18 protein-coding genes are annotated in these 22,946 nt (G+C 54.7%); 6 read left to right on the forward strand and 12 right to left on the reverse strand.

Features of this window, described 5'->3' with window-relative positions; all coding sequences use genetic code 11:
- Nucleotides 1-28: 28 nt before the first annotated feature.
- Nucleotides 29-703: a hypothetical protein gene (locus tag RDV48_11715; GenBank protein ID MDQ7823455.1), complete on the forward strand. Its 675-nt coding sequence runs from the start codon at nt 29-31 to the stop codon at nt 701-703.
- A gap of 79 nt (nt 704-782) precedes the next feature.
- Nucleotides 783-2,417: a hypothetical protein gene (locus RDV48_11720; protein ID MDQ7823456.1), complete on the forward strand. Its 1,635-nt coding sequence runs from the start codon at nt 783-785 to the stop codon at nt 2,415-2,417.
- Between the two features lie 405 nt (nt 2,418-2,822).
- Here RDV48_11720 and RDV48_11725 read toward each other — a convergent pair whose 3' ends face one another.
- The gene (locus RDV48_11725) at nt 2,823-3,122 is read right to left on the reverse strand and encodes a CopG family antitoxin (protein MDQ7823457.1); all 300 of its coding nucleotides are present in this window, start codon (nt 3,120-3,122) and stop codon (nt 2,823-2,825) included.
- Between the two features lie 2 nt (nt 3,123-3,124).
- Nucleotides 3,125-3,406: a BrnT family toxin gene (locus tag RDV48_11730; GenBank protein ID MDQ7823458.1), complete on the reverse strand. Its 282-nt coding sequence runs from the start codon at nt 3,404-3,406 to the stop codon at nt 3,125-3,127.
- Between the two features lie 480 nt (nt 3,407-3,886).
- Here RDV48_11730 and RDV48_11735 point away from each other — a divergent pair, with 480 nt between their 5' ends.
- The 3 genes from RDV48_11735 to RDV48_11745 all read left to right on the forward strand — a co-directional run bounded on the left by RDV48_11735 (nt 3,887) and on the right by RDV48_11745 (nt 7,209).
- Nucleotides 3,887-4,486, forward strand: a complete 600-nt coding sequence (locus tag RDV48_11735; GenBank protein ID MDQ7823459.1) for a hypothetical protein — start codon at nt 3,887-3,889, stop codon at nt 4,484-4,486.
- Nucleotides 4,487-4,660: 174 nt separating this feature from the next.
- On the forward strand, nt 4,661-5,944 hold the full coding sequence (gene rho / locus RDV48_11740; protein MDQ7823460.1) for a transcription termination factor Rho: 1,284 nt from the start codon (nt 4,661-4,663) through the stop codon (nt 5,942-5,944).
- Nucleotides 5,945-5,946: 2 nt separating this feature from the next.
- Nucleotides 5,947-7,209 carry a radical SAM protein gene (locus RDV48_11745; protein ID MDQ7823461.1) on the forward strand — a complete coding sequence of 421 codons (1,263 nt, stop codon included), beginning with the start codon at nt 5,947-5,949 and terminating at the stop codon, nt 7,207-7,209.
- Here the strand turns inward: RDV48_11745 and RDV48_11750 are convergent.
- From RDV48_11750 to RDV48_11785, 8 genes are all read right to left on the reverse strand, one after another.
- On the reverse strand, nt 7,187-9,337 hold the full coding sequence (locus RDV48_11750) for a cyclic nucleotide-binding domain-containing protein (protein MDQ7823462.1): 2,151 nt from the start codon (nt 9,335-9,337) through the stop codon (nt 7,187-7,189). The two genes, RDV48_11745 and RDV48_11750, sit on opposite strands and share 23 nt — an antisense overlap.
- A gap of 51 nt (nt 9,338-9,388) precedes the next feature.
- A complete protein-coding gene (locus tag RDV48_11755; GenBank protein ID MDQ7823463.1) occupies nt 9,389-10,633 on the reverse strand; it encodes a PLP-dependent aminotransferase family protein in 1,245 nt (414 codons plus the stop codon).
- 140 nt (nt 10,634-10,773) lie between these two features.
- Nucleotides 10,774-12,195, reverse strand: coding sequence for an exopolysaccharide Pel transporter PelG (gene pelG / locus RDV48_11760; protein MDQ7823464.1), 1,422 nt, complete (start codon nt 12,193-12,195; stop codon nt 10,774-10,776).
- A 29-nt stretch (nt 12,196-12,224) separates the two neighbouring features.
- On the reverse strand, nt 12,225-14,633 hold the full coding sequence (gene pelF / locus RDV48_11765; protein ID MDQ7823465.1) for a GT4 family glycosyltransferase PelF: 2,409 nt from the start codon (nt 14,631-14,633) through the stop codon (nt 12,225-12,227).
- Nucleotides 14,623-15,663 carry a tetratricopeptide repeat protein gene (locus RDV48_11770; protein ID MDQ7823466.1) on the reverse strand — a complete coding sequence of 347 codons (1,041 nt, stop codon included), beginning with the start codon at nt 15,661-15,663 and terminating at the stop codon, nt 14,623-14,625. Before RDV48_11770 ends, pelF begins: the two co-directional genes overlap by 11 nt.
- An 18-nt stretch (nt 15,664-15,681) precedes the next feature.
- A complete protein-coding gene (locus RDV48_11775; GenBank protein ID MDQ7823467.1) occupies nt 15,682-17,085 on the reverse strand; it encodes a GAF domain-containing protein in 1,404 nt (467 codons plus the stop codon).
- Between the two features lie 6 nt (nt 17,086-17,091).
- Nucleotides 17,092-17,475, reverse strand: coding sequence for a response regulator (locus RDV48_11780; protein ID MDQ7823468.1), 384 nt, complete (start codon nt 17,473-17,475; stop codon nt 17,092-17,094).
- A gap of 120 nt (nt 17,476-17,595) precedes the next feature.
- A complete protein-coding gene (locus RDV48_11785; protein MDQ7823469.1) occupies nt 17,596-19,365 on the reverse strand; it encodes an acetyl-CoA carboxylase carboxyltransferase subunit alpha in 1,770 nt (589 codons plus the stop codon).
- Nucleotides 19,366-19,609: 244 nt separating this feature from the next.
- Between RDV48_11785 and RDV48_11790 the strand changes: the two genes are divergently transcribed.
- Nucleotides 19,610-20,872: a VWA domain-containing protein gene (locus RDV48_11790; protein MDQ7823470.1), complete on the forward strand. Its 1,263-nt coding sequence runs from the start codon at nt 19,610-19,612 to the stop codon at nt 20,870-20,872.
- An 85-nt stretch (nt 20,873-20,957) separates the two neighbouring features.
- Here RDV48_11790 and selA read toward each other — a convergent pair whose 3' ends face one another.
- Together selA and RDV48_11800 are read right to left on the reverse strand one after the other, a co-directional pair.
- Entirely contained in the window at nt 20,958-22,397 is a 1,440-nt protein-coding gene (selA, locus tag RDV48_11795; GenBank protein ID MDQ7823471.1) for an L-seryl-tRNA(Sec) selenium transferase, read from the reverse strand.
- A 12-nt stretch (nt 22,398-22,409) separates the two neighbouring features.
- On the reverse strand, nt 22,410-22,700 hold the full coding sequence (locus RDV48_11800; GenBank protein ID MDQ7823472.1) for a hypothetical protein: 291 nt from the start codon (nt 22,698-22,700) through the stop codon (nt 22,410-22,412).
- Nucleotides 22,701-22,946 lie beyond the last annotated feature (246 nt).

The following is a 22,946-nucleotide window of genomic DNA, read 5'->3' on the forward strand; positions in this document are numbered from 1 at the left end:
TGAGGACTTCAAGGGCATCTATGGGGAAGTGCTCAACAGGGAATACAGGGACACGCCAGAGGGAAGGCAGCAGCTTGTAAACGCCATAAAGGCGATAACGCTGGAGCGGGGGCTTCTGAAGTATTTCCCGGAGTTTGGAATAAGTGTCTCCACCCTGCAGGAGTTTACGGCCATCTCTGAGCGCTACCCGGCATTTGAGGCTTTAAGCGGCAGGGTGGATAAATTCGGCATATTCATGTCCGGCGCCGGGCTGCTCTTTGACCTTGCATCAGGCACGCGGAAAGACGTCGTGGTCATCAAAAGCTCTCTTCTGGTCATGGCCAACCTTCTCGGGAAAGCGGGAATGGGGGGGATAGGAGTCGCCCTCACGGCCGGGCAGCTTTTCATTGAGAGGGCCGGCAACGCGATGTATGACGCCTATGAGCAATGCTGGTATCAGTTTTATCGGTACTATTTTACTGAGGGGGAGGGGAAGCTGAAATACACCGAGTGGGCTGACAGGCTTGAGCAGAATGCTTATGGAGCCAATATGAACCAGTTCTGGGACCAGGATAACCTCATGGCCCTGTTCAGGGATTACCACGGCAAGGATACCAAGGGATTCGTCGGCGATGCGCTCGCGTTCTCCGACAAGACATACCGGGAAAAATTCATGGCGCGCTTTTTCTCCGAAGAGCTCAAAGGCCCGGTGTGCAATATATAGGGTCAGGACAGAAAAAAGGGCCCAGAGAGACCTGGAGGAAATCAGGGCGGAGCTCGAGCGCATCTCCAGGAGCGCCACATTGAGGGTGACCGTGGCGGAGTCCGGGACCGGCACGCCTGTCGAAGGCGCCTCCGTCAAGGCGGTTCTGGGTGACCCCGCCAGGGGGGCTCCTGCCGTCGAGCGGACTGCCGTCACTGGCAGCAAGGGGATAGCGGACCTTCAGATCCCCCCGGTGGCGTATATAACCCTCCAAGTGGCCCACAAAGACTACCACTCCTTTGTGACCGACCTGGGCAGGCTTGAAGTATCCCTGGACAGCGGGGGCAGGCCGGTTCCGACGACCGGAAGCGCCTTTCTCAGCAGGGACAGGGTCGCCCTTGATCTTCATGTGAAGAATGCCAGAGACGGGTCTGCGGTGAAGGGAGCGGCCGTCACCGTAAAGGCCGGCGGCTCCTCTGAGAGCGGGGTGACATCAGGCAGCGGGCGGGCTTCCCTCAAGGTGCTTCCCGGGAACGTGGAGGTCTCCGTCTCGATGGCCGACTACAAATCACAGAAGCTCTCAATGAATGTGCCGGCTTCAGGAGGGAGCAGGACCGTGGACCTTGAGCCCGGCCTTTCCGGTGGCAGGCTCACCGTGACCGTGAGGCACAAGGTCACGAAAGCGACTCTTGAAGGCGTCGCCGTGACGGCCGCCGCCGGGGGAGAGACTGCATCCGGTGTCACCAGGGGCGGCAAGGCCGAGCTCTCCTTCAGGGGGGTCGGCAAGGGAAGCGCCGCCCGCATCACTGCTTCCAAAGAGGGCTTCAGGTCCCTCACCGTTTCTGGAACATTCGAAGGGGCGGAAACTGCCTCGCAGCTCAGCGCCGCCGCCGCGCTTGAAATGGAGCCCGATCAGGCACGGCTCGAAGTCTTCGTGAAGGACAGGGACACCGACGCCCCCCTCGCCGGCGTCAAGGTCGCCGTGGCGGGAGTGGCTGACTGCGTCCTGACGGGCGTGGACGGCAAGGCAGCCATGGCGGTGCCCAATAAGGAAAAGGTTTCCGTGACCCTCTCAAAAGATGGTTATGCAGGCAGATCCGGGGAGCGGGAAGTCAGGGACGGGGTGGCAAAGGCGGCGATATATCTCCAGAAAAGCGGAGCAATTCTGGAGGTAAAGGTGGGAGATAAATCAAGCAAACGGCCCCTTGGCGGGGTGAAGGTAAAGGCTTCTGTCAATGGAGCTGAAACAACGGGAACAACCTCTACCGATGGAATTGCCGTTCTACAGATTCCCGCAGGTAAATCGGTTACTATTGCTCTTTCAAAACAGGGCTACGAATATGTACAAGTAACAAAGCCCATTATTGAAGTGGAAGCCTCTGCCAGCGGCGCTCTCTTACCGGTTGCAGAGCTGGCGATAACCATAAGGAACAAGGACACTCAGAAACCGGTGCGCGGAGCCCTGGTGAAAGCAGGCACGGCATCGGGCACGACCAATGCAGGCGGCGTGTGCGTGCTCAAAGTGCCCCCTGGAACCGAGGTGGAGGTGAAGGCCTCGGCAGAAGGGTACCTGCCGCGCCAGGCGCCCGGTTCAGAGAAAAGGGGGAAAGTGCGTCTGGTGCGGCGCCCCCGGGGGGAGGCACCAGACCAGCGTCTTCAGCCTCAAAGACTATGCACAAAATCCCGGAGAATGCCAGGCGATCAACCCTGCAGGCGCCGCCCGGGTAAGGCTTAGTGTACACGGCTGACGAGCCTGCCCCCGGCAGAGCACCGGGAGCTCAAGAGGAAAGGGGACGGGCGAGGAGGCCGCCCACAGAGACACGTAAAAGCGTTGCTGTCGCCCTGGTGGCGGCACTGTCACAAGGGGAGGGAGCGCAGGGTGTGATCCGGGAGAGTGGATCATTAGGGTGATCATGAAGGACGATTTTGGAGCATGGCAGGGAGTCTGGAGAGATTTTTCAAGGCAAGGGCGACCTTCTACCTTCTCCCCGGGACAGGGGAAAATCGGGCGAAATTTGAAGGGGCTTCGAAAATCCCTTGGCTATGGGCACCGATGGGGCGATGAGGGGGCTCGCCAAAAATGAAATTTGAGAAATTCTAAATTCCATTTCATTCTGTCGCAGCTATGTTCCTGTTGCCCTTATGATACCTTTTTTCTTTTTTGTGAATTTAAGCTGGGGATTTCTTGATCCGCCTTTTCTTTGATCCACATTTGGATTAAAGTCTGATAGCCTATCCCCTTTTTCTTCGCGACTGCTTTCACTAATTCTCTTAATTTGGGATCTATTCTTAACGAAATGAGTTCTTTTCTCGGCCGCGCATCTACTATTGGCTCTTCTACTTCCTTTGCTACATCCCATGCTTCAGCCGTACTATGTGTAAGCCAGTATTCTCTCTCTTCTTCTTCAGTTTTGAATTTTGGAATCTTTGCTTTGCCCATATTTATTTCCCTCCCCCTTTTTTTGCTTTCTTAAAGCGATGTTTTTCACTATCGTCCATCTCTCTTGCCATAATTACTCTTACTTTGCCTCCTGGTTTGCAAATAAAGACAATCGCAAGATGTTTGCCCGCGTCTGTGATGCCATATAAAATATATCGTTGGCCAATTTTCCTATAACTATTGGCATTGAAAAAGGCCTCTTCGGCTTCTGCGCTGGTAACGCCGTGTTTAGAATAATTCTTGAGTTCATTTCCTTCGTCCCATTCAAAATCTCTTATCTGCATCTCGGATTCCTTTTTATATATATACAATGCATATACATTATATATCTTTTCCTCCAATTTTGCAATAGGATTCTTTTCAGGGGCTTGAAATGGATGGCCATTCTCAAAACCGGGAGGGTTCTCGCAAACGAGAGTTTTTGAAACAAATTATTCCAGTTTGTTGGGCTTTAACCAGTTATAGTTTTTTTACGATGCTTTCTGCTATTTTCAGCGTATAGTTCTTACCTAAATTATGAGGGTTTACCTCTATCCTTACCAAAGCTTTTCCCTTCATGCACAATCGGTTAAGGAGAAAAAGCTGAGTTGAAAATTATTTTAAGAAACTTTATGTATGCGAGCAAAAAGGAGGATAAAACCATTTTACACAGAACTATATCTCCGTCGCCTCGATGAAAGGCGCACCGCCAGAAGTCACTGCTTATTGACATTCAGAAGATCGATAGGGTAAAATAAAGGAAAATCCCTCAAAGGAAGATAGCCTTGGTCATACTCACCTTCATCAGAAGGCTCTGCATGCTCGTCTGTATCATATTGTTCTTCGTCTTCTGCGTCATGTGGCTCCTCGCTGACGGCAAAAACTCGATGAACCATGATGATGACCTGGAGCTTGGCGCCCTCAAGATTTATACGAAATCAGACGACGAGAGCGGAAAGCTTCTGGAAACACTGAAGGGGACCGGTTACAAGACACAGGTCAAGAGTGAGGACGGCTCCAAGAACAAGCAGAAGGGCTATGTGGTCGTAGGAAGCTTCAAGACCGAGCTTGCAAAGTCTGTCGCCGAGTACCTGAAGGCAAACAACTACAAGTCAACCATCAAGCCTGCCGAGGAGCAGGATTACTCCCTGATCCAGATAGGGAATGAATATACCAGCAAGGCCCAGGCCGAGGTGGTAGTGAAAAAGCTCCAGAACGAGCTTTCAGTGAAGTTCAAGACGGAGCCAGTCTATGAAAAGGTAAAAACCCGTCTCCACTATCTTCTTATAGAAGAAGTTGACGAGAAAAAAGCCGAGGAGCTCAAGACTCAATTCAAGGCGAAACCTGAAGATATCAAATGGGAGGCTTACGCTGACAAGAAGTGAGCCCGCCACTCATTCATGATTCTCAGGCTGAAGCCCCTGCAAGCGAGTTCCTCATATTCTGAACACCGGGATGCCATCAAAGCAGCGTGCCGAGATACAATCATGTTTACTCGCCATGACTCGTCATGAAAGCAAAATAACGCCTGCACGGTGAATAGACGAAAGGAGCCCTCAATGGAAAACGTGGTGGAAAGCATAGCCGATCTTGACAACCTCACGAAGGTCGAACTTTCTGAAGTGGCAAAGGAGCTCGGGGTCACGGGCTACCAGCGGCTGAAAAAGCAGGAGCTTGTCTATAAGATCCTGGAGGTGAAGGCAGAAAAACAGGGTCTTCTTTTTGCCACGGGTATCCTGGAGATACTCCCGGAAGGGTACGGGTTCCTGCGCGGGAGGAGCTACCTGCCGGGAAATAACGATATCTACGTCTCCATGTCGCAGATAAAGAGGTTTGACCTGCGTATGGGCGACACTGTGTCGGGGCAGGTGAGGCCACCTAAAAACGGCGAAAAATATTACGGGCTCCTCAAGGTGCAGGCAGTGAACAACATGGATCCGGAGCTTGCAAGAAAACGTCCCCATTTCGGCGATCTCACCCCCATCTTCCCCAACGAGCGCTTTAACCTCGAAACCAAGCAGGATGATATTGCCACGCGCATCATTGATATCCTTTCTCCGATAGGGAAAGGGCAGCGCGGCCTCATCGTGGCCCCGCCCAAGGCAGGAAAAACGATCCTGCTCAAGCAGATCGCAAACGGCATCACCACCAACTTCCCCGATGTAGTCCTCATCGCTCTCCTCGTCGATGAGCGCCCCGAGGAAGTCACAGACATGGAGCGCTCAATTGAAGGCGAGGTGGTGAGCTCCACCTTCGATGAGCCGCCGGAGCAGCATGCCCACGTCACCGAGCTGGTGCTGGAAAAAGCCAAGCGTATCGTGGAGATGGGGAAAGACCTGGTGATTCTGCTGGACAGTATCACCCGCCTTGCCCGTGCCTATAACCTCATCACGCCTCCCACGGGAAGGACCCTCTCGGGCGGCCTTGACACGGCGGCGCTGAAAATGCCCAAGCGCTTTCTCGGCGCGGCGCGGAACCTCGAAAACGCGGGAAGCCTCACTATCATCGCCACAGCTCTCATAGAGACAGGGAGCAAGATGGACGATGTCATTTTTGAAGAATTCAAGGCCACCGGCAACATGGAGCTCGACCTCACCAGGAGGCTCGCCGAGCGCAGGATATTCCCCGCCATTGACATCAAGAAATCCGGAACGCGCCACGAGGAGCTGCTCATCCCCGAGGACGACCTCAAGAAATGCTGGGTTCTCAGGAGAGCCCTTGACATGTTCGGCACCGAGGAGATGACTGAAATCCTCATCGAGAGGATGAGGAAAACGAAAACCAACAGGGATTTCCTTGCCACCATCACCAAGGAAGCGCTCTCCTTCACGAAAGACATATAGCAGTGCCATTGAAGCAGCAGGAAGTTCTCTGGGCGCTTCAGGCAGATCGCCAGGGGGAGATCTGCGAAAGCACTTCATTCCGCGCAGTAGGCCGCTCAGGCACCGTTGTGCGGGAGCCCCTCGCTGGTGAAGTATCACCCGCACCATACGGGACGCTCTTCTTTTTCCTCCCCGGAAGGTTTCCTCTCGGCATCTGCCAGGGAAAAACCGCCCCCCTCTCCACGAAAAAAGGTGCGGTGACGGCAGTGAGCCTCATACCGCCGCCGGGCTATACAAGGACCCTTCTGCCCGCGTGGAACAAGTATTCCAAGGAAGCGCTCCCTTTCTATGCCTATTCAATGGGTGCCCTTCAAGAAGGGGAGTTCCGTATCGCCGCCATTGCCACCGAGAACTCCCACCGCTGGGATCCCACGCAGTACAACAGCCCCGACCTCAAGACAAAGATAAAGAAGAAACTGAAAGCATTCCCGCGCAACAGGCTCCTGTCCCACCTCTCCCACTGCGCCACTGAATACGGCTGTTACAATGCCCAGAATATCTTTTATGACCGGTGGGAGGGAGGGATTCCTGTCGCACCTTCCTGCAATGCCGACTGCGCAGGGTGCATCTCCAAGAAGAGGGCCAAGGCGCCGCCCTCGCCGCAGCAAAGGATAGCCTTTGTGCCCACCGCAGAGGAGATAACGGAGGTTGCCGTGGCGCACCTGAAGAACAGCCAGGCCATCGTGAGCTTCGGCCAGGGGTGCGAAGGCGAGCCCACGACTCAGGCGGGGCTCCTCATAAGGGCCATAACGCTCATAAGGGAGAGAACCTCAAGGGGAACCATCAATATCAATACCAATGGCTCCAAGCCCGAGGCATTGCGGGAGATGGCGAAAGCAGGGCTTGACAGCATAAGGGTGAGCCTTAACTCGGCACTGGAGAGCCGCTACGAGAGCTTTTTCAGGCCTTCCGGCTTTTCGTTCGCCACCGTCAGGGAGACTCTTGCCATGGCGAGGGGCGAGGGGCTTTTCATTTCTCTCAACCTCTTCATCATGCCGGGAGTCACTGACAACGAAGAGGAGGTCGAAGCCCTCTTCAGGCTCCTCAGGGAGCATCCCCCCCACAAGATACAGCTCAGAAACCTGAATATGGACCCCGATCTCTACTTTTCCACCATGCCGGCGCCCCGGGGCAGGGCCCTCACCATACCGGGCATGCTTGAGCTCATCAGGAAGGAGTTCCCCACGCTCACGCTGGGAAATTTCACTCCCTCTCTGAGAGAGTGACAAAATGCTTTCTGCGGCGCTCATCCGCGATGATTGTCAGGTTATAGAACACCGAGGGGACCTCGGTAATTATCCTGGAAAAATATTCCCGTGATATGATCACTACTTCGGTGGGCTCCCTGGCCGTCACCGTGGCGCTCCGTATCTTGCTCTCCGAAAGGAGGGCCATCTCTCCGAAAATATCGTCCTTCTCCAGTGTCCCCACGAGGATCTCCCTGTCGTGGCCTTTTTTCGTGACCGTGCACGATCCGCGCAGGATAAGGTATAGATGATCACCGATATCGCCTTCCCTTATGATCACCTCTCCTTTGTCAAAGAAACGCTGTCTGCTGTGGATGATAATCTCCTGGAGAAAGTTGTCGGGAGTATCGTTAAAGACCGTGGTATGGAAAAAATTCGGCCTCACCTGCATGATCCTGAGAAGGCTCCTCTTCACGTTCTCATCCTGGATGAAGCATCGGAAGACCTCCTGGGGGATGGCCAGGATCTTCACGCATGACTCGGAGATAATCGTGGCCGTCCTCTTGTGTGAGCCCAGAAAAATCATCTCGCCAAAATAGTCGCCTGAATAAATCCTCGCGACAAACTCCCCTGCCCGGATCACCTTGAGAGTGCCCTGGAGAAGGAAATAGAAGCACTCATCGCCGGTCGACTCGTCAATTATCACCTCGTGGGCTTTTCTCTCTATCACCTTTCCCTCGCTGCAGAACACCCTGAGCCAGTCATGGGGCGCTCCCCTCATCAGCGTTGACTCCGAGAGGGCCAGCACATCTTCAAAGTCCAGTTGCTCACGGGTTGCCTCCAGCGAAAAAATCTGCCCCGCCATCCCGAGGTTGACCCGGGAGCACAGAGCAGGCGGCAGCTCCGCCACGTGGGTGAGATACATCCTGCGGCGCACCTCGTCGGGAAGCTCAGCGAGCTCTTCAGGCTCAGGGTGGATTGGCCCGCCGCCGCCGTCGAAGAGAATGAGCTCCAGGCCTTCCCTGAAGGGCAGATTCATCAGAAAATCCCGGTACGACGGCTCAATGATCCCCTTCTCCACAAGGCCGTCAAGAGGCCTGCCCCAGAGCGTGTCACCCGAGATAAGAATCTTGCCGTTGATGATGACACCGATGGTGGGGATGGGATGAATGGTGTAGAAACAGGAGATCGTGTTGGAGTACCAGCTGTTTTTCTCGCCGGGACGGAGCTCGATAAAGTGAACGAGCTTCTCCACATCTTCCATGGGGATGCTCAGAATGCTCGAGGCCTTGACGAGAAAAGAGCGATAGATCAGATTTGTCGTCGCAATGCTCGAGCGGTAGCCGTTAATCATCATGTTGAAGATATTGGAGTGATCGTCATGGAGGTGGGTGACCACGAAAAGGCCGATTGAGCCGGGGTTGATGCCGTAAAGGTTGAGGCGCTCCCCCATCCATGGGGAGCCGTCAATGGAGATGCCCAGGTGCTTCGCGTAGATAATCACATTGGAGGTGTCGCCCCTGGGATCAAAGCCCGTTGAAGTGCCCAGCACGACGGCACCAAGCTTCATGGGCTTGATGAGCTCCACGGGAGCCTGATAAAGAGTGGGAGGAGAGATGACATGGGTGTGGGCGATGTCCACCTCGAGGGTTTCACTGCCTGAGGAGACACAGAAGCGATCTGCGCCGGTCCTTTTTATCCTGAGCCCTTCAATCTCCACTGAGCCGTCAGGCCCGAAGGGTACAAAGCTCACGATCTCGCCGAGCCTGGTAAAATCCTGCCTGAAATAGGAGCGCACCTTCCTGACAAAATCAGCCTCGCCGCAGGTGCTCCAGGTGAGGGCCTGCTCATCTGTCGGGCCCAGCACGGTCTGCTGCAGAATCGCCGATATCTGGCCGACCTGGCGCGCCATGCCGACTATGGTGAACTTTTCGCCGCGCTCCTTCGGGCCCTGGCTGAAAATATACTTGTAGAGAGGGAACTCGACGGACTGGGTCATCCCCCTCTCATAGAGCCTGTCGGGAAGCACGATGATATGGCCGAACTGCTTTTTCTGGAGGGCAAAGTACTTGACCACGTCAGCAGGAACGCCAAATACCACGACTCTTTCACCAAAAGTGACTACCTTGCATCCGGGAACGACCTCTTCTATCGATAAATGCTGCATTGATGGCCTTTCCTGCCCGCTATGGCCCCATGGCGACGTTTTACAAGGTCTCTAAGGCTGTGAAGAATTGACGGCGAAAGATTCCTTCTTGAGGCGGCCCTTGATTACCTCGGCAAGCCTCTTGATGCCCTCGTCAATCTCCTCTTCCGAGGGGAAAGAGAAATTCAGCCTGAAGGTGTTCTTTCCGCTCCCATCATGATGGAACGCCGAGCCTATCACATAGGCCACCTTCTTTTCAATGGCCTCATAGAACATCTGGTCGGCATCAATATATTCAGGGAGGCTCACCCAGAGGAAAAGGCCGCCCTGGGGTTTTGTCCATCTGAGGCCCTGCACCTGGGGCATGTATGACTCCAGTGCCTTGAGCATGACATCTCTCTTCTGACGGTACATGACTTTGATTTTTTCAATATGCGGCGCAAGAAGCCCCCTGCGCATGAACTCGGCGGCAATGGCCTGCGTGAAGTTGGGAGTGCACAGATCGACGGACTGCTTGGCCACGGCGATTTTCCTGATAATGTCCTCATGAGCCACGACCCACCCGATTCTCAGGCCGGGCACCAGTATCTTGGAAAAGGTGTGGAGCGATATTACATTGCCCGATCTGTCGAGGTTGTAAAGAGAAGGATGCTCTTCACCCTCGAAGCGGAGCTCCCTGTAAGGGGTATCTTCTATGACGATGACCTGATAGTCCTGGGCGATCTCAACAAGCCTTCTGCGGCGCTCCAGGCTGAGCGTGACGCCCGAGGGATTCTGAAAATCCGGGACTACATATATGAGCTTGTAATGCTCCCCCTCTCCCTTGAGGTCCAGGAGCTTCTTCTCAAGGATATCGATCCTGATTCCGTCATCATCGATGGGAACCCCGATCATATTGGCGCCATAGGAGGTGAGGGACTGGAGGCCTCCTACATAGCTCGGCATTTCAACTATCACAGGATCACTGGGATCGACAAATAATTTCATCGTGAGATCGAGGCCCTGCTGAGAAGCCACGGTGACAAGAAGGTTGGCCTCAGTTATCTCTAGGCCTTCCCTCTTCATCCATTCCACAAGCTGCTTGCGGAGCTTGGGATAGCCTTCAGTCTCACCATACTGGAGCGCCTTTTCAGGCTCCTCGTTCAGCACGGAAAGTGTGATATCCTTAAGCTCCTCAACAGGGAAGCCTGCCGCAGTGGGAAGCCCTCCTGCAAAAGAGATTATTCCGGGCTTGTTGGTAAGGGCCAGAAGCTCCCTGATTACGCTCTTCTTCATGCGCCGCCCAAGAGTTGAATAATTTTTCACCAGGTCTATCATAACAGGCTCCTTTCAAATGGCTTTCTCTGTTCTCTATCTGTCTCTCTCCCCACTACTTCTACAAGAGCTTCACCGATCCCTATCAAATCATGGAATTCTCGCTGCGGCAGGCATTTTGTCCCGCGCCTCGACAGACCTCATCAGAACTTGGGCATCTCACGCTGCGCTTCATGGAGGGGTTTCTGCATGAAGGTGAGGTAATTGAGGCTTCCGAGCCTCTTCCTCAGGACAAGGAACGTCACCGCCACACCGATGACGGCGGCGGCAAGATACCCTGTGCCGAGCGGGACTGTATGGGCGGCATAAGAGGGCACAAGGACGATATTGAACACGAGGTTGGCAAGGAAAAAGACCATGATGCAGACAAAAGACTCTTTGAGGAGCTCAAGATACCAGAGGAGCACCACCAGGGCCAGGAGCATGACCTGGAAAAAAGCCCCTATGAGAAGCAGGATGTAAGTCTTGAGGAGCACCTCCCTGAGATACCCGATGGATTCGAGAAAATTCGGGGCAATAAGGACCATGATGAGCGTGACGAGAAACTGAACCTTGAATACATCGGAAAGCTCGGTCCTGAGCACATTCATCATCTGCCTCCTCTGGCGCTCTATATCGATCAAGGTCCCCTTGTTGAGGATTACCTGGATGTAATGGCGGAGCCCCGCGTAAAAATTCGTCTCCACATGGAGAAAGAAAATGGAGAGTGCGGGAATGATGGTGAGGGTCGCGAGAAATGCCGCCGAGTCGTAGGGATACTGCCCCCGGAAGAAGGGCTCACTGTTACTGGGGATATTAAAGCCGAGGCGGGAGTACCAGATGATGATCTTGTCCACCCAGAATCCCAGGTTATAGAAGAATGCCGCCCACACGAGAGTGGGATAGTTTTTGAAATAGAGGGTGAACTCGAAAATACCGTTTTTCCCGAAGGGGAACTCACTGACAATGCGCTCCACAAGCAGGAGCAGCACGGCCATCTGGCCTATCGTGAAACCAAGAAGGTACCCGGTGACTTTCAGCGATGCCCCCAGAAGGACCGCCAGCACGAAGCTCATGACAAAGCCGGCCAGAAAAATGACCGTTATCCTCACGAAATCCCTCACCGTGCCCAGGAAGGCCATCACGATCCACTGGTAGCCCACGGTGCAGAAAAGCACCACCGAGAGGACCTTCAGGCCGAATTCCATCGGGAGGAAGGCCACATAGGACCACGAGACAAAGAAGTTCACCACGCCGCAGAGGAGCATCACTCCCGCAAAATTCGGCAGAAGGGAGCCGTACTCTCTCTGAAAAAGCTTGTCTGATATGAAACGGGTGATGGTAAGCTGAAAGAGGCTTGTGGTGACGAGGGAAAAGGCAAAGACATAGACCACGATGGCTCTGAAAAAAAGGATGTCCCTGGAGGACATATCACGGGAAGCAATGAGGTTGAGTGCCGCAATGCAAATGACTGCAAAAATCCAGGGGCCTGAAGAGAGCATGAGGGCGTACAGGTTCGCCTTGAAATCGCTGGTGTAGCGGTCCTCCTTCAGAAGGTTCTTAAGCTGGAATCCTATGCCGGCCATAGCGTGTCTTTCCGCCCTTTACGGGCTTCTCAGGTAATATCGGAACGTTTTTTCCAGGGCGCCATGGAAATGAGAGAGTCAAACTGCGCCCCGTAAAGCTTGTACACGTCGCGGCGCTCATAGAAGCGCCTTATCCTCTCCTTGCCCGCCGCGCCCATCTTCCTGCCGAGCTGCGGATCCCTGACAATCTTCAAAATCTGCAGGGCCGTGTCATAGGGGGAATGAACGCCCGTGATGGCGCCTGCATGGCCTATTTTCCTGTCCTCGTCGTTTCTGCCATAAAGCAGCTCCCGCGAAGCACCCACGTTTGTCGCCACACATGGAATGCCCGAGGCCATGGCCTCCATGAGGGAGAGGGGCTGCCCCTCGCTTATGCTGGTGAGGACCATCACATCGACGTTCCTGAGATGCTCCCGAAGGTCCACGTTCCCCGTAAAGCTGAAGACCTCGCCCAGGCCCAGCATCTCCACAAGGGCGAAGCACTCATCGGCGTACTCCTTTTCTTCGTCATAGGGACCCATGATCTTGAATTTCACAAGGGAGCCCAGCTCCTCGCGGACAATCCTGCAGGCCCTGATAAAGGTCTTGATATCCTTGATGGCCACGACCCTCCCCACGAGGGCCACAGTGGAATATTCCTCCCTGTCCTGGCCGTCCTTAACGGCGCTGAATACCTGGGACTCAATTCCATTGGGAATTATGGAGATCTTCATGGGATTGGCCCCCGCCTCCATCTGCATAAGCCTGTTGTCGCCGTAAAGGGTGGTGATCCTGTCGGCAAAGCGGTAGGCGATGCTGCTCATGGTATAATACATGTCTATCCACACCTTCTTCAGGCCTGTGGAGATGTCACGGGCGATATAGCCGTCCTCTTCCCTCTCGTATATCCACCCCGACCTGTTTATCTCCAGCATCCGCTCCCTGTGATAGATTCCATGCTCGGTAAGCATCATGGGCCGCCCGAACTCGATCTTCGCAAGGACGCATGCCAAGCCCGCGTAGCCCGTGAGGGCGCTGTAAAAGAGGCGTGCGGGGGGAAGGGCTGATCTCGCCAGGTTAAAAAGGGGCAGGATAATTGAGCGGTATGACCAGCTGAATTCAAGAAAGGGGAGATCGGGAGTGTACTTGTCATAGAGCATGACGAGGAATTCCCAGGCCTCATGGGAAAACAAGAGCTCCTGGAGGCCCACGTCAAGGTGGTGGGGAATTCCAAGCCCCTTTATCAGTTTTTCAAAGCCCTGGATATCAGCCTGCCTGACGGTGGAGAGAAACTCATAAATCAAGGTGAGCTTCTCCTTCAGCTCCTTTGATGCAAGGCTCCTTCCACGGCGCTCAGGCACCTCGTAAAGATAGATTTCATTGAAATAACGGACATTCGGTGGGAATGCGTATCGAAACTCCCTTATCTCTGAGCTTGCCGTCGATATATGAACCACCGAAAAGGAGCGGTCGTGGAAGGAGGTCATCAAATCGTGGACCCAGGAGGAGACGCCGCCGGCCACATAGGGATAGCTCCCCTCGACGACAAGGCAGATGTCAGCCTCCTCCCTCTTTTTCTCCTTGAAGAGAAAGGAGAAATACCAATCTGAGATGCATTTGATATTTTCCCCGTCGCCAGGTTCACAGACAGGCTCCCCCTGGAGACTCGCCAGCAGCTCCAGAAGCCCCTTCTTGTAAAGGACCCTGAAGAGCTCGTTCCTCACATTAATGTTCCTCTCATGCCTCATCGCGCTGGTGAAGCTCTCTATGCAGTGCGTTCCGGGGATCTGCCCCATGGCCCAGATTGCGGCGAGCCTCACCCTGTCGTTCACGTCATCCGCAAGGCTTATCAGGCGGGAGCAGGATTGAGGAAGCTTCCGGCTCCCGCAGTAGAAGGCTGCGGCATACCTCACATTGGGCTCCCTGTGGGCGAGGCAGGCCAGGACCGGCTCGTCAGAGCGGGGATCGCCAATGAGCCGAAGGGCATCGATGGCATTGAAGACTGTGTCGCTGTGCTCCGCCTCCAGCTTCTCGATGAGGGGGATGACGGCACAGACCTGTTCCCCCTTTCCCATCGCCTCGATGGCATAGAGGGAGACTGCCGGGTTTGAGGCGTCAATGAGGGGGAGGAGGCATTCATACTTATAATCAGACTCTATTCCCGCCAGGGCATTCCGGGCCTCGCTCACTATCAGGTCATTTTCGTCAAAAAGGAAGAGCACCATGTCCCTTATGGCCGATTCATATTCGAAGCCCGCCAGATGACGCAGCACCAGGTAGCGCATTTTGAAATTGCCCTTCAAGGCGCGCTCTGCAAGAAGATGGAGCTCTTCTTCTCCGGTAAGCGTCGCGAGGAGACCCTCTTCTTCCATCGATGCCGTGGGATCGAGGACATCAATGGAGCTGAGGACCTTGTCAATCCTCTCCTCCCTATTTTCCTGCACTGCCTTAGCTGCCATGACCTTCCTTCCAGCTTGCGATGAACTCCTCCATATCGGGCTTATCATCACCCTTATAACCGGCAATATGGGCTTCAATCGTCTTTACCGAATCATTGAGAGAGAGGAAATCCCTCTTCTCCCAGAAGCACTCTGCGAGGACCGTGAGGGCCGCAATATCTCCGGGCTTCAAAACAATTGCCTTCCTGAGGTGGGGAACTGCGTCGTCTATATCGCCTCTGAAGAGGAGAAGCCTCCCCATCATGAAGTGGGCTTCATACTGTTCATCCTTGAGCTCAATGGAGCGCCCGAGCGCCTCGGCGGCCCTTTCAAGCTCGGAGCGCTTCATGGCACCTTCAAAGAGGCCTGAAAGGGCGTGGCGCAGGTGAAGACTCCCCAGTTCCGCAAAAACGCGGGCGTCACGGGGGTTCCGGGATGCCTCGCTCTTCATCTCGCCTATGATGATGCTGTAGAATTCTGCGATCTTGGCAATCTCCTCGCCGGCAAAATACCGGACATCCATGTGGGGATCGTCTATGAGAGACTTGAGGGACCTTACGGTCTCGGGGCCGGAAATCTTCCCGAGGCTCTTGATGATATTGAGCTTTGTCCTTGGATCTGCATCCACGAGCGTCGTGGAAAGGGGCTCAAGCTCATAGCCTTCCTTAAGGTACGAGAGCGCTTTCCTCACCTTCTTGCGGTGCACCGGATCCCTTGTCATCCCCGCTTCCACGTGGCGGCGGTACTCGATGAAAAGGCCGGAGACCTCGCTGGAGCCCCCGTAGAGCATCTGTATGAGCGCCACATAGCCTGCCAGCGGAACGGTAAAGAGAAAAACAAAGGCAAAGAGGGCAAGGCGCCTTTTTTCAGGGCTGTGAAAGAAGGTTGCTATCGCGGCGCAGAGAGCTGCCGCACCGTGGGCCAGAATCACCGGCGGTGCTGAACCGGCGGCACCGTGTTCATAACATGCCATGAACAGAAAGAGGGCCGAGCTCTCGGCACCTATGCTCAGGAGCAGAAATAGTCCATGCATTGGAGACAGATGTTTCAAGGGCATATCTCCCGGATTTTACAGAAAGGGAATAAGGGCCTTCTGGGAAGTCTCACCCTTAAGGCTTTCGAGGACCGCCTCAGGCGAGTCCATAGCCGCTATCTCACTCAGAAAGCGGAGCTCAAGCGCGAGACTTCTCTCGTCTTCATAAGGCTTCAGGCCGAAGGACTTGATTTCCACGCTCATTGCTTTCAGGAGGTCGAAGAACTCCTCCTCGGGGATCTGCACCATCATAAGGCAAAACTGTTGCTCTTCTTCAAAATAGGAGAGAATATCAAATTCCCTCATGGTCTGCATAAGAACCCTGGCAAGAAACTTGAGCGTTGGCTTCCTGTGCTTCTCCAGAACCTTGTCCCAGTCAAGTATGCCTAAAGTGGCGACGGTACAGGTGATGTTTGACCTGCGGGACTGAAGGATGGCCTCCTCAAGCCTGAGCATGAAATAATGGGGACGGAAAACGCCGAGATCGGGGTCCACAATTCTCCGCCCCTCGCTTGTCTTGTAGGAAAGAGCATTTTCTATGGCCCTTGCGGCCCAGTTGGCCACGAGGGAGAAGCTTTTCTTTGTGACGCCGGTGAAGCGGAGCATGCTGAGAGAATCAATTGTGATGACTCCTAAGACAGTCTCGTTGCTTCTCTTGAGAGGGGCGGTATAGATGGGCGTCCTGGAGAGGATGGCCTCCCTGAGCTGATCGTCCCTTATGCTCACAAGCTTCCCCCGCTCGCATGCCATCTGGTAGGGCGCCTGGGAGACCTCAATGGTTTCAGGGGGCTTCTCCTCGAAATCCATGTAACCAAGGGCATGCTTCAGGCGGAGCGTCGTGCCTTCGAGGAGGTAAATCCTGCATTTCTGCACCTCGAGATACTTCCTGAGCACCTCCAGTATCTCCCTGTAAAGGACATCCATGTCCAGGTTCTGCATCTTTTCCGCATCCATATAGATATCGGAAAGGGTCGTGGCGCGGGTGAGTATTTTTTTCTCGTAGTTCTCCTTTAAAAAGGATATGATCTGGAACTGCTCGTTGAGCTCCTGGTATCTGCCGCGGCTTTCCTCCATCTCGAGCTCCTGCTCCCGCTGCCTCTGGGCAAAGCGGTCATGGATATGGCCGAATATGAGGATCATCAGAAAGAATACCGCTACGACGGGCAGATGAGAGAAGACCTCGGCGGGCTTCACCGGGGGAGTGAGAATATAAAAGAGGGAGCACAGGGCGGCGCTGTAGTTTCCCCAGGCCGTGCCGTAGCGGACCGCCGAGAGCAGGACTATCAGCAGATAGGGGTTTATGAAGTAAGCCTGCAGAAGATGATAGCCTGGATCGGCGGGCAGAAGCGTGATATTGAGCCCGAATGCAAGAAGCGAGATTATGGTAATCTCTTTAAAGACCGGGCTTCTGAGAGCATTGAGCAATCTTTCTGATGCCACTCTGACTTAAAGATTCCTTTCCTTTGGTTTTTCCACGATATCGATGGCTTTGAGGAGCTTGGCGCGGTCAAAGGGCTTCACAAGGTAATGATCGGCGCCGTAGTCATAACTGGTGAGTACCGAGTCTGAATCCGAGAGGGCCGTGAGCATAATCACCGGGATGTCCTTCGTCTTCGGGTTGTTCTTGATCATGAGGGTCGCCTGGATACCGTCCAGCACCGGCATCATGATATCCATAAGCACAATTTCCGGCATCTTTTCAACAGCGGCCTTCACGGCCTCTTCTCCATCGGTGGCCTCGATGATTTCATAGTCCGCCGCGAGCATGGCCCTTACCAGCATCCTTATCTCCATCGCATCATCGGCAATAAGCAGTCTCTTCTTGTCCATTGGCGTCAATCCATTTCTTATCTGAAAATATTGAAAAATGAAGGGCTCTCCCCCTGGCAAAAGAGTATTCTGCCTCAATGACCTTTTTCCTCTCAGGGGACTCCCGCTGCGGAAGGTCCGTCATTCCCCCTTGTCTTCGGTACTTACCATGAAGCGCTCTTTGTGCCATATGGAGCTCCATCCCTTTGAAATCTTATCGATGCCGATCTGGAGCTCACGCTTTATCAGCTCCTGCCAGTACACCCCCGTCTCTCCCATGCTGCGGTATTTCTCAAAACGCTCCCTGACGAGCTTTTTTGGCGTCTGGCGGCTCAGATCAAAAAGATGGAAGAGAATCCGCTCTTTCACCAGTCTTGCCGCCTCATCGGGCGCCTGGTGAGCCCCCTCACCCGGTTCAGGGATCACCTCGTCTATCACCTCAAGCTCTTTCAACTCGTGAGCGGTGAGCTTCAGGTATGGTGCAAGCTCCTGGGCCTTCGTGGCGTCACCCCAGAGGATCGCCGAGGCTCCCTCCGGGGATATGACCGAATAGATGGCATTGGCCTGCATGAGGACCCTGTTGGCCAGGGCAAGGGCCAGGGCGCCACCGCTTCCCCCCTCGCCAATGACCACGCTTATGACAGGCACCGGGAGTGACGACATGGTGAAAAGGCTCTCTGCAAGAGCTTTCGCAATACCCCTCATCTCGGCTTCGAAGCCCGGGTATGCGCCCGGGGTATCGATGAAAGTGATGAGGGGCACATGGAATTTCGCTGCAAGATTCATAAGCCGCGCTGCTTTCCTGTACCCTTCAGGGTAGGCCATCCCCTGGCGCCGGAATACCTTCTCTTCCTCTGTCCTCCCCTTTTCCTGGGCAATCACCATGCAGGGATTCCCTTCGATCTCGCCCACTCCGCCTACAATGGCGTGGTCATCGCCAAAATAGCAGTCTCCATGAAGCTCCACGAAATTTTCTATCATTCTGTGGATGTAAAAGAGCGATGATGGGCGGTCGCGATGGCGGGCGAGCTTCACCAGATTCCAGGCATCAGCCATTTCACGGCTTGCCGCGGGATGCGGGAACTTTCCATGGATGTGGACCGCAGGAAGGTGGGTAAGGTGGCTTATGAGATGGGAGACTGTCCTCTTCAGGTCATGGCGGGGCACGATGAGATCGATCATTCCGCGGGACATGAGGAACTCGGCGGAATGTGATTCGGGGGGGAGCTTTTCCCCGAGGGTCTGCTCAATCACCCGCGGGCCTACAAAACCTATCAGGGCGCCAGGCTCAGCGATTATGATATCGCCAAGGGAGGAGAAGGAGGCGGAGATGCCGCCCGTCGTGGGATGGGTCTGCACCGAGATATAAAGAAGCCCTTCACGGTGATGCTGCGCCACCGCCGCCGAAGTCTTGGCCATCTGCATCAGGGAGAGCATCCCTTCCTGCATGCGGGCACCGCCGCTCGACACGATGCTTACGACGGGGAGGCGAAGCTCCAGAGCCTTTAAAAAAGCCCTCATAATCTTCTCTCCCACAACGGATCCCATCGTGCCGCCCATGAACTCAAAGTCCAGGAAACAGAACACGGCCGGTTTTCCGGCGATCTTTCCCCGCCCCACTATGACAGCCTCCTTGAGGCCTGTCTTTCTATACGCGTCAAGAAGCCTCTCCTTGTAAGAGACACGGTCAACGAAATGGAGGGGATCGACGCTTGTCATCTCCCTGAACCACTCCTTGAAGGTCCCTCCATCCACCATGTGCTCGATGCGGTCCTTGGCAGAGATATGAAAATGCTTGTGGCAGGACGGGCACACCATAAGGGCCGCAATGAACTCATCTTCCTCCATCTCATGGGCGCAGGCCTTGCAGGTGATTTTCTTCGGGAGGGAGGCGGGCTTGGTTTTTTTCATGGCGATTCCCTTTCCTGTCTCTTGAGCAAGGCTTCACATTTCACCCAGACTGCCTGCTCCTGGATACTCGATGCTGCTTATCATTTTAATGGAAATGAGGGGCGAAATCAAGATCTCCGCCGGGCGCCCTTGAAAGTGGGAGATCCAGAGGATAAATCCACCTCCTGAAGAAATTTCCAAGGGGACGGAATAAAACGCTCTGACCTGCTACTATCTCAAACAGGCATATTCAAGGAGGTGCACAATGAAAAGAAGATTCACGGGAGCATTTGTGGGAGGGCTCATTGCACTCTGTCTGCTGGTCACCGGGTGCCCCGCCCCGCAGCAGCCGGTCCCGCCTGCCTCGCCGCAGGTCACCGCTTCAGCAGTCCAGACAACCACTGAGGCCACGCCAAGCGCGGCGCCTACCCCTGCCAAGACTCCCCCGCAGGGAAAAGTGAAATCCACCCCGTCTCAGCAGGGCCAGAAGGGCGGGAAATGCGTCGATCTCGTCATCTGCCTCGACACTTCGAACAGCATGGACGCCCTTATCAACTCGGCCAAGCAGAAGCTCTGGGATATCGTGAACGAGGTGGCGGAACTCAAGCCGACTCCGAAGCTCCGCGTTGCCCTTATCAGCTATGGAAATGACGGGTATGACACGCAGAAAGGCTGGATCCGCATAGATTCCGACTTCAGCACCAACCTTGACACAATAAACGAGAAGCTTTTCGCCCTTCACACCAACGGCGGAACCGAGTACGTGACAGGCGCCGTGTCGGCTGCCCTCAAAAAGCTCTCCTGGACCGACGACAAGGGGAGCCTGCGCATGGTCTTCGTGGCAGGGAATGAGCCAGCCACCCAGGACCCCAAGATCACCATAGGCAATGTCACCAGCGAGGCGCTCCAGAGGGACGTGGTGGTGAACGCCATTTACTGCGGAGCCCCTGAAAGCGGTGAAGCCCAGGGATGGCGCGACGTGGCGGTAAAGGGCGGCGGCTCCTTCTTTGCCATTAACCAGGAAGCGGGAACAGTGGTAGTCAACACACCTTACGACCAGCAGCTTTCCCAGCTCAGCGGCGATCTCAACTCGACGTACGTGGCCTACGGTCCCCAGGGAGGGGCGGCGATAATGAACCAGGCCGCACAGGATTCCAACTCGCAGAAAATGAGCGGCTATGCCGGCGCGAGCAGAGCCAAGGCCAAGGTCTCGGAAGTTTACAACAACAAGGAATGGGATCTGGTGGACGCGAGCAAGGAAGGCAGCTTCAAGCTTGAAGCGGTGAAGAAACAGGACCTTCCCGCGCCGATGCAGCAGATGAACAATGAAGAGCAGAAGAAATACATTGAAAAGATGGCGGCAAAGAGAAAGGATCTCCAGCAGCAGATCAAGGATCTCTCTGCAAAGCGCGACGAATACATCAAGGGCCAGAAGAAAACCAGCAAGACCGGCGACAGCTTTGATGCCGCCGTGAAGCAGTCCATCCAGGACGAGGCCGTCAAGAAAGGCTTCTCCACGGCACCATAAGCTTTCAAGAGCACTCAGAGCATAAAAAGAGCCCCTCACCAGGGCTTTTTTTATGCATGCCGGTTTGAAAGGGCCCATGGGTAAATCAAGGAGAGGACCATGTGCGGTCTATCTCCTGAAAAGCCCTGGCGATAAGCTCGTCCTCACCTTCCAGCAGAGTACGCATGTCAAGGAGGATCTGTTGCTCACTTATTCTTGTGAAGACCGGGACTTCGCTCTCCCTGAGGGCCTGGGCAAGCTTCTCGCAGTCTCCCCCCGGGGGCGTCACGGCAACAACCTTGGTCTTGATATCCTCCATGGGCAGGCTCCCGCTTCCCATGAAGGAAATGTCATCAAGAACCTCACAGGTGAACCGGGGGGCGCATTCCCTGAGCCTGCCGGCAAGCGCCTGGGCCCGGCTTTCAAGGGCGCCTATATCCCTGGCAAGAAGGGTATAGAGAGGATTCTCCCTTATGAGGAGATCGCGGTCGAAGTGAAGGGTGAGCGTCGCTTCAAGGGCGCAGAGCGTGAGCTTGCACACCCTGAGGACCCTTGAGAGAGGGTTCTTCCTTATTTTCTGGATAAGAGCCTTTTTCCCCACGATGATGCCGGCCTGGGGGCCTCCTAGAAGCTTGTCGCCGCTGAAAAGGACAAGGTCAGCGCCGTCTTTTATGCTTTTCTGCACAAGAGGCTCATCGGAAAAGCCGAAATGGGAGAGCTCCATGAAGGCGCCGGCACCCAGGTCATCAACGACGGCCACATTGTGCTTTTTCGCAAGAACCACCAGATCCTTGAGCTCCGGCTGGTGCGTGAATCCCTGAATGCGGTAATTGGAGGGATGGGCCCTGAAGATAAGGGCCGTCGAGGGCGTGATGGCCTGCTCATAATCCTTGAGATGAGTCCTGTTGGTGGTGCCCACCTCTTTCATAATCACGCCGCTTGTCTGCATGACCTCGGGAAGGCGGAAGGAGCCGCCGATTTCAATGAGTTGCCCGCGGGATACGATGGCCTCTTTCCCCTCTCCAAGGGCATTGAGGGCGAGCATCGTGGCGGCGGCATTGTTGTTGACCACCGTGGCGGCCTCTGCCCCCGTAAGCTCGCAGAGCATGGTCTCCACGAAGTAATCGCGCTGGGAGCGCTTCCCCGTGCGGAGGTCCACCTGCACGTTTACATAACCTTCCATGATCTTGAGAGCTTCCACGGCGGCCTTGGGCAGCACCGCCCTTCCCATTCCCGTGTGAAGAATAATGCCCGCGGCATTGATCACCCTTCTCAGCCCGGGCCTGGTGATCTTCTTTACCCTGGCCTGCACCCGCGCCACGATCTCCTCTTCGCCCGGGGTTCCGGCGCCTCCCTGCTGCGCAGAACCTGCCCTGAGCTCGCGCCTCACCTCTTCGAGGACCTCCCTTATGCCTTTCAGGACAAAATAGCGGGGGTGGCGTTGAAGAAGGCCTTCTATCTCCTCGCGCCTCAGGAGCAGATCGACAGAAGGCACCTGGGCCAGTATGGAGTGGTTGTTCATTTCCTGGGGCGCTTTAACTGACATAAGACACCTTCCCTATTCCTGTTCCTTGGTTTCTTCGTTCTCCAGCCATTCGGCTATCTCCTTGATAGACTCGTCCACTTCTGAAAGGCACCGGTGTGAAGCGCTCACTGCAGAATAAAAAGAAAAAAGGGTGTCATTGAGGCTGTCAAAATCTTCGGAAGTCTTGGTGTCCTCCACGAGGCACCTCAGATGCTGCAGGAGCAGGTACAAATTGGTATGAATATTCTCAAAGGCGTTCAGGCACACCACAAGGCCGTCATTCACGACGGCTCTCAGGGTCTTGTCAAAATCAGGTCTCTCCAACAATCTCCACCTTCCTCACTTTCTCCGCGCCATGGGCGGGAGGAAACCCTCCACGGTCTCGTTGAGTATTCAACACAAGTCATAAATTCCTTCTTTTGTCCGCCGTCACAGTACTTCTCTGCCGGAAAGGCAAATTTTCCATGAAATATCTCCATGCGGAAGGGATCATGAATTTTTTGGAGAACTTTTCATGGACTTCGGACAGGAAAAGCATAGAAACTTTACTGCTGCAATGAATCAGAAGGA

It is taken from the genome of Candidatus Eremiobacterota bacterium (assembly GCA_031082125.1).
Lineage (GTDB): Bacteria > Vulcanimicrobiota > CADAWZ01 > CADAWZ01 > Ess09-12 > Ess09-12.